The sequence below is a fragment of the Petrotoga sp. 9PWA.NaAc.5.4 genome, from assembly GCF_002895485.1.
Taxonomy (GTDB): Bacteria; Thermotogota; Thermotogae; order Petrotogales; family Petrotogaceae; genus AZRK01.
The window spans coordinates 51819-66477 of sequence record NZ_AZRK01000022.1 but is presented as its reverse complement, the minus strand read 5'-3'; the positions used below and the strand labels follow the sequence as shown (position 1 = coordinate 66477).

The following is a 14659-nucleotide window of genomic DNA, read 5'->3' as shown; positions in this document are numbered from 1 at the left end:
TTTCCAATTTGCTTTGGTTCTTTCCTTTCCTTGGCTTTCCTTCAATACCTTCATAAAACTTTTTCCCTTTCCCTTCATCAATCCCATACATCCTTGCTAATTCAGAAAAGTTCGGCTTCATTCCCATCACCTTTATTATTTCTATTTGCTTTTTTAATTCTTTCATCTTTGGTATCCTTCTCCTCCTTTTCTTTCTATTCCCTCTCCTAAAGAAGGATACCATTTTTATGTTCATTTCTGTACATTTTTATTTGCAACTTTTTATACCTTTTTATTTTATCATTTACAAGGAAGGATTATCAGCGTAGTTAATAGCAGCTTCAAATAAATCCCAAAGGTTAGGAATGTCATCTTCTTTTCTTTGACTTTTCCTTGGGAAAAATCTTGTGAATAAAGGGGGTACAAAAGTAACGCCCGCGAATTCAGAAGGAACAATCTCATCAATTTCAAAAATTTCTTTGATATTTTTTAAAATAGTTATACGGTTATTCATTTTAATTTGTCTGTTAAAAGCTGAAAAAACGGTAAAAGGACAAATGTCATCAAAAAGTTCTCCATTTTCCATAAAAGGATTTTTTAAATTAGATTTATCAAAAACTTTGTCAATCAATTTTATAAGATTTGTCCTGTCATTTTTATATTCTAACAACTTATCCGCAAACTTCATATAAAAATTTGTCCATTCAAAAGAGGGATTCTTTGCATTTTTAGAAATTTTAATCACCTTCCTTAATTTCTATAATTTTATAGCTTCTTCTATTTTTTCTAATTGTTTCATATAATTTTCTATGGTTATTTTTATTTCTTGATATTTTTCTAAGTTATCTATCTTATTTTGAATGTCTTCATGACTTTCTAACATTTTTGTCTTTGTTTTGGTGTTTATGTCTTTTAGAAAATTATTTATTAAAACATTCAACAAGTCTTTAATTTTTTCTTCTTGGAGCACAATTTTTTCGCTATCCAAAATATGGTTTTGATAAACTAAATTAAAATACTCATTTAATATCTTATTTGGCTGGGTTTCCTCTTTGTTGAATTTATTACTTACTAACGGAGTTTTCATTTTGCATCCACTGCTTTTAATATATTATAGCCCAATTGAAAAAAATATGCAAAAATTGTTATTTATTAATTAATAATTTTATAGTTTGTGATTTATATGATTTAAGTGTGATCAAAAACAGTATATGAACGTAAAAGAGAAGATAGTGTAAGTCAATTTATTCAACTTTAAATGATTTAAAAAATTATATTATATGAGAAGTTCCTGAAATTAGCAAAATAAGTATAAACTCTTAATAAAGTATTAAATCAATTTTTCTTTTATGAATTTTATAATACAAGATTTAGTTCTAAAATAATAAAGACGCTCATAGGAGCGTCATCATTATAAATTTCTCATGGGTAGTTAAGAATTATACACAGTATGCTAATAACCTTATATTTAGTTTTCATTCCTTATTAGAACAGAAAAATAAACCAAGAAATTTAATTTCAACGCAGGTAGTTGAAGCCGGAGTAGACTTGGATTTTGACTATGTATTTAAAGATTTATCACCCTTTGATAGTATAGTTCAAGCAGCGGGAAGATGTAACAGAAATATGAAGAGTGAAATTGGAGATATCTATGTTATGGAAATAATAGATGAAAATAATATTCAAGGAAGATCCTATGGATCTTATGTATATGATAGTATCTCTCTTGGGATTACAAAAGAGATACTATTCGAACACAAAAATTTCTTAGAAAAAGATGTACAGGAACTATTAGATGAATATTATATCCGTTTATCAAATCAAAAGTATCAAAAAGGACCTTGGTATGAAATAAAAGAAGGAAACTGGGGTAATTATGTTCCGTTGATTGAAGAAAATCTACACGAAGATATCGTTTTTGTTGATGTGGATGGTACTGTATCAAATATTCTTCATGAAATAGAAGAGTTACAGCATAATTTAGAAAACTTAGATACAAAAAAGCGTTTATGGAAGTACCTTGAAAACTATTCAATAAATGTAACTAAAGAAGAAATAAAAAAGTGGGACGACTTCTACAATCAAGTTTTTTTATGTGAAGATAAAAAGATTGAATATAAGGGTAATGGAATTTGGCTAATAAGAACATCCGCCATTGGAGAAGTCTATTCTCCTGAATTAGGATTTATTCCATATGAATTGAAAGATGATATTTATGGATGAAGATATTGTAACTGGATATTCAGTTTTAGCTTATACTGTTTGCAAGAGAGAAGCCTGGTTTGTGCTGCGAAGGTTTAAGCCCGAACAAGACAATCCTTACATAGAATTAGGAAGATACTTGCATAAAATTCATACGAAGGAAAAGGCGAAAAAGAAATAAAACTGCCAGGAGCAGTAATTGACCTAATTTGGAATGATAAAAAGTGTACCATCTCGAAAAAAATGGAAGAAATGATAAAAAAAGTAGACAAAGTTAAAAGTGTTAATGAATTAATGGCACTTGAAGGGGAAATTACAGAAGCTAAATTTGAAATACTCAAACGCCAAATAAAAAAGATTACGAAGGAAGAAGAAGATAGTATCACTTGGTATATCTTTGAATCGAGAAAAATCTTTAGAAAAGAAACTTTTGGAATAGAAAAAGGTGAACCTCAAGATTTAATATTTTGAAAAGGTCTATAATGAACTGGGCCGTTGTTATTTGGAGATTATATTAGTTCGATTATGGATAATTAAGAATCTAAAATTATAATTTACTATTTATATAAAACGGGTAGGATACAAACATTTTTTTAAAATGTGATATAATTATATATAAAGATTAAACGGGGGAGGCTTTGCCTCCCACTTGTTTTATTTGGAGGTGAACTTTTTGGTAAATCAAGAAAACTCTTTTGATGTAATTGTTGTAGGAGCAGGTCATGCAGGAATTGAGGCTGCTTTTGCTTGTGCGAAAATGAATATGAATACATTACTTTTAAATATAAATTTAGATACTGTTGGATGGGCTCCTTGTAATCCTGCAATAGGAGGACCCGCTAAAGGAATTGTCACAAGGGAAATAGATGCATTGGGAGGATTGCAAGCCAAAGTTGCTGATGAAACTGCTATAAATATGCGTATGCTCAATACGAGCAAAGGAATAGCAGTAAGAGCTCTAAGAGCACAAATTGATAAATATGATTATTCTAAAAAAATGAAAGAAATTTTAGAAAACACTCCTAATTTAACACTCAGGTATGGAATCGTTAAAAAAATTTTGACAGAAAATGGAAAAGTAACTGGTCTGGAAACTGAATTAGGTATGAATTATTTATCTAAAGCAATCATACTAACAACAGGAACTTTTCTTAGAGGTAGACTTTTCATTGGAAGAAATACTTTTGAATCTGGAAGGATGGGGGAACTTCCCGCTAATTCTTTAACGTCTTCTCTTATAGAACTTGGCTTAGAAATTGGAAGATTTAAAACTGGAACACCCGCAAGGGTAAGAAAAAACTCTATAGATTTTTCTAAATTTGAGATTCAAGAAACATCGGATGAACCCTTAAATTTTTCATATTGGAGTGAACCAAAAGTTTTATCTAAGGATTATCCTTGTTATCTTGGAAGAACTAATTCAAAAACTCATGAGATCATTCATAAATATATAAAATTTTCGCCACTTTATGGAGACGTGAAATTAATCTCAGGTAAAGGTCCAAGGTACTGCCCATCTATAGAAGATAAAGTTATGAAATTTGGAAAAGATTCTCATCAATTTTTTCTTGAACCGGAATCGAAACACTCAAGTGAAATATATTTAAATGGATTGAGTACTAGTCTACCTTTTGAAGCTCAAATTGAGATGTTAAAAACAATACCTGGCCTGGAAAATGTTGTTATTGAAAGACCTGCTTACGCCGTAGAATATGATTTTGTATTTCCTAACCAACTAAAGCATAGTCTTGAGTGTAAAAATATTGCTGGTTTATTTTTAGCAGGACAAATAAATGGCACAAGTGGATACGAAGAAGCTGCTGGTCAAGGTATTTTAGCAGGAATAAACGCCGCTTTGAAAATAAGAAACGAAGAGCCTTTTGTACTTGATAGGTCAGAAGCTTATTTAGGAGTACTTGTTGATGATCTTATTACTAAAGGTGTAGATGAACCTTATCGTTTGTTAACTTCAAGGGCTGAATATAGATTATTATTAAGACATGACAATGCTCATTTAAGGTTGTATAAGTATGGTTATAAATATGGCTTATTGAGCAGAGACCAGTATGAAAAATTATTACAATTTGAAAATAAGATAAACTACCACGTGGAAAGATTAAAAAATTTAAAACTTCAGCCCGGACAAATTAATAATATTTTAATGGAAAAAGGAACTTCTAAAATTTCTCAAATCACTAAATTTGGTGACATTTTGAAAAGGCCGGAAATTTTATATTATGATGTGAGACATTTAGATCTTGAACCAATTGATGAAAAAGAAGTTATAGAACAAATTGACATTTATTTTAAATATGAAGGATATCTTAATAGAATGAATGAGGATGTTTTAAAAATGAAAGAGTTGGAAAATGAAAGAATCCCAAAAAATATCAATTATGACGAAGTAAGTAATCTCGCTTTTGAAGCTAAGGAAAAGCTAAAGAATATCAAACCAGAAACATTGGGGCAAATGTCAAGAATTCCGGGAATAAATCCCGCAGATGTAATTAATTTAAATATTTATTTAAAACTAAAGAATAAATCTAATTAAATACAACAATAAAAAACGGGGTAGTTTAAACTACCCCTAAGTTTATAAGATTTGAGTTACTCGTTTCTTTGTGCGAGTAATAATTTATTATTTTATTGTATATTTGAGTAAAAAGACATCTTTATCTTTATCTGCTCCCAAATCAGCAGATTGAGAATATCCAGCAACATATAAATTACCTTTTTGGTCTATATCTAATGAAAATGCCACATCATCTCCAAACCCACCAAGAGATTTAGCATTTAACAAATTTCCAGCGCTATCGTATTCTAAAATTACAACATCTTTGTCACCATTTAAGTTAGTAATATAACCAGCCACGTAAATATTACCGTTTGGCCCTAATTTAACAGAATAGCCGTGATCACTCTCAACGTCTCCATAGAAAGATTCCCACAGTATATTACCTTCTTCATTAAATTTTACTACGTAAATATCCGACCATGCCGTAGCCCAAGAACCTTCATAACCTACTGCTACATATCCGCCCGGTACTTCAACAACATCAAATCCGCGAGCATAATCTCTTGGAGCAAAAACTTTTGTCCAAATCTCTTCCCCTTCACTATCTACCATAGTTAGGTAAAATTTAGTTAAATTTTCGAATATTTGAACTATAGTCCCCGCAATTATAAAATTCCCTTTTGAAGTTTCTTTTATACTTAAAGGTTTTGTGTCACTTCCCGGAACAAAATAAGCCAACCATTTATCATATACAACATTACCTTGCTTATCTAATTTGACAATTTTGCCTCTCATATTCAGAGTATCTGGATCTGAACCATAGCCTATTACCACAAAACCATCTTCTACTTCCACACCTGCACTACCTTTGTCTACACCCAATTTGTCAAGGTTAGTTGTAAACTTATTAGACCCAATCTTAGTTACATAGATATCAGAATCTTTGCCATAAGAACCGGAAGTTCCAACTAAAAACAAATCACCGTCTTTTGTGACAGTTCCGTAACTTAGCCAGTCATTATAGCGACCACCTATTCTATTTTCATAAACTTTATTTCCATCTTTATCAAACTTTAAAATCAACATATCTTCGTCAAATCCTTTTTCATCGGAATAACCAAACAAATATACACCATCTTCAACAGCTTTTACACTGAATATCTCTTGTGCTCCTGGAAGAGAATAAACCCTTCCCCAATCTAAATTCAAAGATGCCATAGAAATAAAAGATACACCTAATACTAACATTAATACTGATAAAATTTTGGTTTTCACCACAATCCCTCCTATCTTTTATAAAATTATTGTATTATTCTCTTAGAAATTATAAATTTAAATCATAGAAGTTGCAAAAAATCAACCTCATTTGATTATAACATATAAAAACAAAAAATTCCATACTATTTTTTTATATTATACTAAATTTTTTACCTAAATACTCAAATTTTTCTAAAGCAAAATCTAAATCTTCTTTAGAGTGCACTGCACTTATCATTACCCTTATTCTTGCCTTACCCTTAGGTACTGTTGGGTAAACGATAGCAGAAGCAAAGATACCTTTTTCATACAATTCAAAACTAAATTCTTTTGTCTTCTTTTCATCATATATCATTACAGGAGTAATCGGAGTTTCTGTAACTCCTATATCATATCCCATATCTTTAATTTTTTGTTGAAAATATCTTGCGTTATCCCACAATCTATTAACTAATTGTTCAGACTCCGATAATATATTAACGGCTTCTAAAGCTGCGCCAGTCTCAGCAGGAGATAAAGAACTTGAGAACAAAAAAGGTCGGGCTCGTTGCTTCAAAAAATCAATAAGTTGTTTTTTACCGGAAATAAAACCTCCTACAATTCCAAAAGCTTTGGATAAAGTACCTATTTCAATGTCAACTTCATCCGTTAAATTAAAATGATCTGCAATTCCTCTACCGTTTTTGCCTAAAACTCCTTCTCCATGAGCATCATCTATCATCACTAAAGCATCATATTTTTTAGCTAATTCCACAATTCCTGGTAATGGTGCAATATCACCATCCATACTGAAAACCCCGTCGGTAATTATCAATTTTCTTCTGCAATTAGCCGCTTGTTTCAGCTGCTCTTCTAATGAATTTAAATCTTTATGTTTCCATACATATCTTTTAGCTTTTGATAGTCTTACACCATCGATTATGCTTGCATGGTTAAGTTCGTCAGACAAAATAGCATCTTCTTCAGATGTAATTGTTGGAATGACTGCTTGATTTGCATTGAATCCTGATTGTACTACTAACGTTGCTTCTACTTTTTTAAATTCCGCTAATTTTTTTTCTAATTCTTCGTGTATCTTCATAGTTCCAGCTATTGTCCTTACGGCTCCTGGTCCGACTCCCCATTTTTCAATAGCTTTTATTGCGGCATCTTTTAACCTTTTGTCATTAGCGAGTCCTAAATAGTTATTGGAACATAGATTTAAAAACTTTTTATCGTTAATATTTATCCATGCCCCTTGGGGACCTTCTAAGGTTCTAATAGTAACAAGTAAACCTGATTGTTCAAGGTCTTCCATTTCTTGTTTAAGTTGATCGTAAAAATTCATTTTCTTACCTCCTTTCATTTTTAACGTTTACTCACTTTATAAATTCTAAAATTCATATTTTATCAATAGTTTAATGTTTAACTTTTTATAAAATATCTTCATAATTGTAATTTTGATCTGTTCTCTATTTTTTAGCTTTTTCGGTACTTTGTTTTTCATTTTTAAAACAAAAGATTTAAACATTTTATAGTAGACGTGTATAATGAAAGGCTTTACTGTGAAAAATTTAAAACAATCTTGCCACTCATTCCACTACTCATTAGTTCAAAAGCTTCTTCATAATCCATAAAATCAAAGTTATGAGTAACTATCTTACTCAAATCCAATTTCTTATATTTTAACCATGAAGCTGCTAAATACCAGGTTTCAAACATTTTTCTACCTGTAATAGTCTGTATAGTCAGATTTTTAAAAACAGCTGTATTCATATCAAAATTTATTTTTTCTGTAGGAAAGACCCCCAAAATTGAAGCAACACCAGTGTTTTTTAATGATTTTATGCCTTCATTCAATGCATTTTCGTTCCCAGACATTTCTAAAAATACATCTACGCCTAAGCCATCAGTTAATTTGTCAATTTCTTCAACTAAAGAGTTTTTAGAAGGATTTATAACTAAATTGGCTCCTAATTTTTGTGCCATTTTAATTCTGTACTCAGATACTTCACTAACAACTATAAAAGATGCGCCGGATATTTTTGCTATTTCGATAGCCATAGCTCCAATTGGACCAGCACCTGTTATTAAAACTATCTTTCCTCTAAGATCGGCAACTGTTGTGGTAAATAAAGCGTTCCCCAGTGGTTCCATTACTGAGGCATATTGTAAGGGAATACTGTCATCTATTTTTAATAAAACCTTATCTGGTAATACAGTATATTCAGAAAAAACTCCGTCTCTATCGACTCCTAATATTTGAAGATTTTGACAAACATGCATGTTTCCATTTCTACAATGATAACAGTAACCACAAGGGATATGGCTATCTCCAACGACTAAATCATTTGGTTTTACATTTTTAACTTCTGAACCTGTTTCTATAACTCTTCCTACAAACTCATGTCCATCTATTTGAGGAAGTTTTTTGATTCTATTTTTTGCCCAATCGTCCCATTTATAAATATGAACATCTGTTCCACATATGGAAGCCTTTAATACTTTGATTTTTACATCATGCGGAGAATTAATAATCGGTTCTTTAATTTCCACCAATGAAAATCCTTTTTGGGGTTCTTTTTTTACAATAGCTTTCACTTATATTCACTCTCCTAATTGATAGGATAATAACTTTCATATATAGTGTAACGCATAATGAAAAATTTTTCAAATCATTGGGGAGTTATTAATACTCAATTATTTCTAATTTAAAGCGATCAGAACCGAATAATATGAAATAATTAAAAAATTCAAAAGATTATTAATAATTATCTTTCATAAACTATTTTACCTTCTATAATAGTCTTTTCGACATAACTTTTAAATTCAAATGGATGACCACTCCAAATGACTAAATCAGCATCTTTCCCTGCATCAATTGTTCCTACCCTACTATCTATTTTTAATATTTTAGCTGGATTTATGGTTAACATCTTTAAAAGATCTTCTTCTTTCGCACCATATCTTAACGCTGTGGCCGCTTGAATAGAAGCATATTCTAAGTGTATAACTGGATGATCACACATTAAAGAACATAATATGCCTTTTTCGTTTATTATAGATATAGATTCAAAACTCATATCTCTTGTTTCTAATTTTGTTCTAAAACCTAATAAAGGGCCTAATATTAGCGGAATATTTTTTTCTTTTATGTAATCTGCAATTTTATAAGCTTCTGTAGCATGCTCTATAATAAGATCAAAATTAAACTCTTCTGCCAATCTTATGGCTGTTAATATATCGTCTTTCCTATGTGCGTGTATTCGTGCAGGAATTTCTTTTTTTAAAACTTTTTCGCCTATTTCATATTTTATATCAATCTCACTAAAATCTTTTCCGTCTTTTTTTGCTAATTCTTTTTTCTTCATATAGTTTTTTACTTTTATGAAATAATCTCTAATTATGGCTGCATTTCCGAGCCTGGTTGAAGGAATTTTGTTTGTAGAACCGTACACTCTTTTAGGATTTTCACCTAAAGCCATTTTTAAACCAGCAGGCTCCCTAATTATTGATTCATCAGTAATCTGAGAATTAAATTTAACAATTGCTCCCTGTCCACCTATTGGATTAGCACTACCAGGTACTATCATAACAGTAGTTACGCCTCCAGCTAATGCTCTTTTGATTGCAGCATCTTCTGGATAAAAGGCATCTATAGCTCTCACTTGTGAAGTTACCGGATCTGTTGCTTCATTGCCATCTTGATAAGATCCTCCAACACCTTCTTCAAACAATCCTATGTGAGAATGAGCATCGATGAAACCTGGGAAAATATATTTTTCGCTTGCATCTATTATTTCAGCGGAACTCTCTTCAATATTTTCTGATATCTTAGAAATTTTGCCATTCTCAATTAAAATGTCTCCTACAAATGGTTTTTTTGAAACGGGAAATATCTTACCTTTTTTAAGTAACAAATTATGCATGTAATTATGCCTCCTTTATGATTTTAATTTCATCTGCTTTAAAAATTATAAAATTCACATTTTATAGAGATAATTTAGAGTTTATCTTTTTCGATAAGCATATGGAAGGAGAGAAGGGGGCTCCGCCCTGGACCCACTTTAAATTCAAAAGCTCATTTTTAAAAACTTCTCATTTCTAAAATACCTATACAGTTAATACTAAACCCACTTTAAATTCAAAAGATTATTTTCTAAAATCTTATTTATAAAATGCTTATGCAATTCTAATTTTGATAAATTACCTATATTTTTAAGTTCTTAGGTACGTATATCTAAGGAGGGAGGAGGGCTCCGCCCTGGACCCACTTTAAATTCAAATGCTCATTTTTAAAAATTTCTCATTTCTAAAGTACCTATACAGTTAATACTAAACCCACTTTAAATTCAAAAGCTTGTTTTCTAAAAATCTTTATTTATAAAATGCTTATGTAATTCTAATTTTGACAAATTAACTATTTTTTAGCTTCTTTGGTACTCGTAGCAAAGTAAGGGGGAGGGGGGCTCCGCCCTGGACCCACTTTAAATTCAAAAGCTCATTTTTAAAAATTTCTCATTTCTAAAGCACCTATACAGTTAATACTAAACCCACTTTAAATTCAAAAGATTATTTTAGAGAACCTAATAAAACTCTACTTTTAAAAGTTTTATTTACTAATTTTAATTATAGTTTAAAATAAGAATAATGTCAAACTATTAGAAATTTAAAGTATAATTACTCTTAGAATTATTTTAGAAGCTTTAGAAATTAAAAATTTTCTAAAAACAAAGTTTTGAATTTATGATGGATTTAAGAAGGAGTTTTTTATGACATTTGTAAGATTTTTAGTTTTTATAATTTTTTATTATTTTATAATATTTATATGTATTAGATTTCTCTTTAAAAAAGTTAATCCATATAAAGCGAATTTTCTATTAGGTTTAGTGAGCATATTTCTAACGCTATTTATTATCAATTTTTCTGGATTAAGTTGGAAAAATGCTGGATTTTCCTTTGGAAATGTAAAGGCAGGGATAATTATGATAATTATCTCTTTATTTTTAATTTTTTTATCTATAATTAGTATAAAAAAAGTTTCGGATAACGAACTTTTTAAGGTCCCTTACATTCACACAAAAAATAATAAGATGTTGTTATTGTATGTTTGGCTTTTAGTAGGACCCTCTGAAGAGTTTTTTTACAGAGGATTCTTTCAAGGAAGTTTAGAAATATTAATACAAGGTTCTTTATTATTTTTAAACTACTCAACATTAATTTCATCTTTATTCTTCGTAATTATTCATCTTTTTAATGTTTTTATGAGACAAGAAAGCTTTCATCAGTTCTTAAACCTTCTTCCAGGAAGAATAATAATGTCTTTAATTCTTGGATTTACTTTTCAAATAAGCCAAAGCATTATTTATCCTATTATAATACATACTCTTTCAGATGGGATAACTATCTCTTATCTGATAATTAAAAAAAATAAGTTGCTAAGTAATTATCGTTTATAGATTTCATGTGCTTAAATTTTTAGTTACCTTTATATTTAATACATATATTTCTATTTATTTATGGTATTAATATAAAAATCACTTTTTATAATTTTATTCTTGACCAACGTAATTTTTTTTTGGTATAATTTTAGTGAAAGAAATAATTAATAAGAAAAATATCAGGGGGTGGTAAAATGGCAGAAATTAGAAGAGCTGAAAGAGACGATTATTTATCACCTTTTGATTTTTTCAACAGAGAGTTAGAGGACTTTTTTAGATCCATTCCTTTTGGTGTTGGCATAACTCAAAGAGGAGAAATGGATGTTTACGAAACAGAAGATGATTTTGTTGTAGAATGTGAATTACCAGGATTAGATAAGAGAGATATAAAAGTAAAGTTGGACAACGATGTTTTAACAATATCTGCAGAAAAAAGAAGTTCTGATGAAGTTAAAAAAGGTAACATTTACAGGCAAGAAAGATATTTTGGAAAAATCGAAAGATCTATCCGGTTGCCAGAATACATTGACAAAGATGATATCCAAGCTAAGTATGAAAATGGTGTACTCAAGGTAATTATACCTAAAAAAGAAAGTGCGAAAGGCGAAAGTAAAGAAATATCAATAGACTAATTTAACAATAACAGCGGGCGTATGCCCGTTGTTATTTTTTTTTATAGTTATTTTAAATGTGAAAAATAAAAAATAAATTTTCTTAATAAAAACTAAATATGATATAATAATAAAAATTGTATTTTTAAGAATCATATGTTTATTTCCCTGTTCGCTTAAGTGTCTAAGGTGAAGTTCTTTTCCCCACATAAGCGGGGTGTCAGGTTGAAAACCTTAGAAAATTTTGTGCATCCTTGGTTGCAAGTACCAAAGAAGTAAAAAAATAAACGGGAGGAGATAACCATGCAGAATTTAATAAAAGTAAATTTAGGAGAAGCAGCGATTGAAATCTCAGATTTAACTCCTTTTCCTTTATTGTTGTGCGAGTTTCTATACGAAGGAGATTTTGAATTGATGAAGGCGGATTTAAAAAACAATACGAAATTTATTTTAGAAACCGAAAAAGTAGAGTTACTTATGAAACATCTTTCTGGTTTAACTTCTGATTTTGTAATAGAACCCTTTATTCTTTCCGAATTTTTAGATTATCTCTCTAATTTTCAAATCAATTCTTCTGACTTAAAGCATATTTCCCTGAATAATTTGTTTGATGCTGTCTTAATAGAAACCGATAAAAAAAATTATGAGACTGTAGAAAAAATTATTGCCTTTATGTTAAAGATGGATCCCGGTTTTGCTCCAGCGTATGAATTAATTGGTTCTATATTAATAGAAAAAGGAGAAATTGAAAAGGGAAAAGAATATTTAGAAAAAGCTGTTAAAACTGATCCCTGGAATATTGCAGCATTATCTGAATTAGGTGAATTATACTTTAATTTAGGAGAATATGAAAAAGCAGCTGAAATCTGGAAAAAAGAAATAGAACTTTCTCCCAATAATTATGTAACTTATTTCATGATAGCTGATGCTTATATTCAAATCGAAAATTATGAAAAAGCTGCGCATGTATTAGAAAAATTTTTGAATAGGTTTCCAAAAAGCATTCTTGGTAGATACGAACTATCTTCTATATATGAAAAACTACTTAGAACCACGGAGGCAGAAAAACTTAAAGAGGAGATTCTTAACGAAATTCCCGAATATTCAAGTGATATCGAAGTTTGGGCTAAAGTAATGTTTGAAAACAAAAAATATAAAGAAGTTCAAAATTTTTTGGAAAAATATATTTACGAAAACAAAGACCAGGAACATTTTAAGCTTTTATTAGTTATACCGTATTTAAAGTCAGGCAAAATATATGAAGCTAAAGAGATATACAACCAAATTAAAGAAAATTATATGTGGTACATTTATGGATTAAAAGAAATTATTGATTCAAATCTTTCTAAAGAAGAATTACAAAAATTAGAAGGGTGAGAACATTTTCAATAAAAAAGTATTTTTAATAATTATTGTTTTTATATTTTTAAATTTTATTCTTTACTTTATTGATTCTTCTTGGCAGAAAATTATTGTATTCAACAGCCTATTATTTATTGGGTTAGTTGATTTTTTTTATTTTATTATCCCAGATTTAGGAGTTGCTGTCATTTTTGTAATCGCTTTGCTAAATTTTAATTTAGAAAATCTTATGTATGCTTTATTTGTTTTTTTCTTAACGTTTTATTATTGGAAAAAAGCTAAAATGGGTTTTGGAGATGTTAAACTATTAACTTCTTTAACCCTTTTGTTTGGAATAGATATATTCTTTATCATAACAATTAGTGTTATTCTTGTGATTATTATAAACTTTAAGGCAAACCCTAAAAAAATACCTTTGGGTTTTTATACTATGTTAGGTACTATTATATTTTACTCAATAAGTGGATTATACTATGTTTTATGATATTTTTACTTCTTTCTTAGAAATACCTGGTATTTTTATTTCAATAGGTATAATATTAATGTTAATAGAGCTTTTTCGAAAAAAGGGTTCTTGGTTATCTATATTTATAATGTGCCTTTCTATTTATATATTATCATCTGGTTGGTTTGCTAAAATTTTTGTAACCCCATTAGAAAATAAATATCCTTCATTAGAAATTAACTCATTAAAAAATTTTTCGGAAGAAAGTGTTATCGTGATTCTGGGTGGAGGAATAATTCCTATGACTCCAAGGTATGGAGAGGGTGAATTATCTGATTCTGCTTTAAAAAGAGTTTATGAAGGATATTTGATACACAAAAATTATAATTTGCCAATTATAGTAACTGGAGGACAACTTAGAGGCACAAATATCCCAGAAGCTACTATAATGAAACAAGAACTTATAAACTTTGGTGTAAATCCAAGTTATATATACGCAGAAGAAAAGGCAAAAAACACACAACAAAATGCAATGTTTGTTTTGGAATATTTAGAAAATAAAAATTATAATAATATTTTTTTGGTAACAAGTGCTGTACATATGCATAGAGCTTTAAAATATTTTGAAAATGTTTCTGATGATATAAACATAATACCCTTTCCTACAGGATATCTTGTATCTAATGAACAAATAAAATGGTACGACTTTTTACCTGAGATAGATTCATTAAAAGCAAATGCTGCTGCCTTACATGAGTATTTAGGATTAATAAAATTCGCTGTTACCAATTAACTTTATTCAAATTAAACGGACAGGTAAAAATACCTAAAAAATTAAAAAAAATTGTATTTTGCAAGGATTAGAGTT

General features: G+C 29.4%; 14 protein-coding genes. 8 read left to right on the top strand and 6 right to left on the bottom strand.

Annotated features, from left to right (window positions below):
- Positions 1-283 precede the first annotated feature (283 nt).
- Together X924_RS07355 and X924_RS07350 are read right to left on the bottom strand one after the other, a co-directional pair.
- The gene (locus X924_RS07355; protein WP_121958284.1) at positions 284-724 is read right to left on the bottom strand and encodes a hypothetical protein; all 441 of its coding nucleotides are present in this window, start codon (positions 722-724) and stop codon (positions 284-286) included.
- 12 nt (positions 725-736) lie between these two features.
- Positions 737-1066 (bottom strand): hypothetical protein, encoded by a 330-nt coding sequence (locus tag X924_RS07350; RefSeq protein ID WP_121958283.1) that lies wholly within the window; start codon positions 1064-1066, stop codon positions 737-739.
- Positions 1067-1527: 461 nt separating this feature from the next.
- On the opposite strand from X924_RS07350, the gene X924_RS07345 reads away from it, so the two are divergent.
- The 4 genes from X924_RS07345 (at position 1528) to mnmG (ending at position 4732) form a co-directional block, all read left to right on the top strand.
- Positions 1528-2202, top strand: a complete 675-nt coding sequence (locus X924_RS07345; RefSeq protein ID WP_121958282.1) for a hypothetical protein — start codon at positions 1528-1530, stop codon at positions 2200-2202.
- Positions 2195-2362, top strand: coding sequence for a Dna2/Cas4 domain-containing protein (locus tag X924_RS07340; protein ID WP_158245347.1), 168 nt, complete (start codon positions 2195-2197; stop codon positions 2360-2362). The genes X924_RS07345 and X924_RS07340 overlap by 8 nt, the downstream gene beginning before the upstream one ends.
- 71 nt (positions 2363-2433) lie before the next feature.
- Positions 2434-2652, top strand: coding sequence for a CRISPR-associated endonuclease Cas2 (locus X924_RS07335; RefSeq protein ID WP_233186607.1), 219 nt, complete (start codon positions 2434-2436; stop codon positions 2650-2652).
- A gap of 202 nt (positions 2653-2854) precedes the next feature.
- Entirely contained in the window at positions 2855-4732 is a 1878-nt protein-coding gene (mnmG, locus tag X924_RS07330) for a tRNA uridine-5-carboxymethylaminomethyl(34) synthesis enzyme MnmG (protein WP_121958279.1), read from the top strand.
- A gap of 87 nt (positions 4733-4819) precedes the next feature.
- Here the strand turns inward: mnmG and X924_RS07325 are convergent, their stop codons facing one another.
- The 4 genes from X924_RS07325 to X924_RS07310 form a co-directional block, all read right to left on the bottom strand.
- Positions 4820-5971, bottom strand: coding sequence for an SBBP repeat-containing protein (locus tag X924_RS07325; protein WP_121958278.1), 1152 nt, complete (start codon positions 5969-5971; stop codon positions 4820-4822).
- Between the two features lie 133 nt (positions 5972-6104).
- A complete protein-coding gene (locus tag X924_RS07320) occupies positions 6105-7280 on the bottom strand; it encodes a glycine C-acetyltransferase (RefSeq protein ID WP_121958277.1) in 1176 nt (391 codons plus the stop codon).
- A gap of 212 nt (positions 7281-7492) precedes the next feature.
- Positions 7493-8533, bottom strand: coding sequence for an L-threonine 3-dehydrogenase (gene tdh / locus X924_RS07315; protein ID WP_121958276.1), 1041 nt, complete (start codon positions 8531-8533; stop codon positions 7493-7495).
- Positions 8534-8703: 170 nt separating this feature from the next.
- Positions 8704-9861: an amidohydrolase gene (locus tag X924_RS07310; RefSeq protein ID WP_121958275.1), complete on the bottom strand. Its 1158-nt coding sequence runs from the start codon at positions 9859-9861 to the stop codon at positions 8704-8706.
- 843 nt (positions 9862-10704) lie between these two features.
- On the opposite strand from X924_RS07310, the gene X924_RS07305 reads away from it, so the two are divergent.
- The 4 genes from X924_RS07305 (at position 10705) to X924_RS07285 (ending at position 14584) form a co-directional block, all read left to right on the top strand.
- Complete coding sequence (locus tag X924_RS07305) at positions 10705-11391, top strand: CPBP family intramembrane glutamic endopeptidase (protein ID WP_121958274.1); 687 nt, start codon at positions 10705-10707, stop codon at positions 11389-11391.
- 176 nt (positions 11392-11567) lie between these two features.
- Positions 11568-12005, top strand: coding sequence for an Hsp20/alpha crystallin family protein (locus tag X924_RS07300; protein WP_121958273.1), 438 nt, complete (start codon positions 11568-11570; stop codon positions 12003-12005).
- Positions 12006-12287: 282 nt separating this feature from the next.
- The gene (locus tag X924_RS07295) at positions 12288-13361 is read left to right on the top strand and encodes a lipopolysaccharide assembly protein LapB (RefSeq protein ID WP_121958272.1); all 1074 of its coding nucleotides are present in this window, start codon (positions 12288-12290) and stop codon (positions 13359-13361) included.
- 458 nt (positions 13362-13819) lie between these two features.
- On the top strand, positions 13820-14584 hold the full coding sequence (locus X924_RS07285; RefSeq protein WP_121958270.1) for a YdcF family protein: 765 nt from the start codon (positions 13820-13822) through the stop codon (positions 14582-14584).
- Positions 14585-14659: the final 75 nt, after the last annotated feature.

Coding starts and splice junctions, on each gene's coding strand:
- X924_RS07340 (WP_158245347.1), top strand. CDS start 2,195: ATGGATGAAGATATTGTAACTGGATATTCAGTTTTAGCTTATACTGTT.
- X924_RS07305 (WP_121958274.1), top strand. CDS start 10,705: ATGACATTTGTAAGATTTTTAGTTTTTATAATTTTTTATTATTTTATA.
- X924_RS07350 (WP_121958283.1), bottom strand. CDS start 1,066: ATGAAAACTCCGTTAGTAAGTAATAAATTCAACAAAGAGGAAACCCAG.
- X924_RS07295 (WP_121958272.1), top strand. CDS start 12,288: ATGCAGAATTTAATAAAAGTAAATTTAGGAGAAGCAGCGATTGAAATC.
- X924_RS07310 (WP_121958275.1), bottom strand. CDS start 9,861: ATGCATAATTTGTTACTTAAAAAAGGTAAGATATTTCCCGTTTCAAAA.
- X924_RS07320 (WP_121958277.1), bottom strand. CDS start 7,280: ATGAATTTTTACGATCAACTTAAACAAGAAATGGAAGACCTTGAACAA.
- X924_RS07285 (WP_121958270.1), top strand. CDS start 13,820: ATGTTTTATGATATTTTTACTTCTTTCTTAGAAATACCTGGTATTTTT.
- X924_RS07300 (WP_121958273.1), top strand. CDS start 11,568: ATGGCAGAAATTAGAAGAGCTGAAAGAGACGATTATTTATCACCTTTT.
- X924_RS07335 (WP_233186607.1), top strand. CDS start 2,434: ATGATAAAAAAAGTAGACAAAGTTAAAAGTGTTAATGAATTAATGGCA.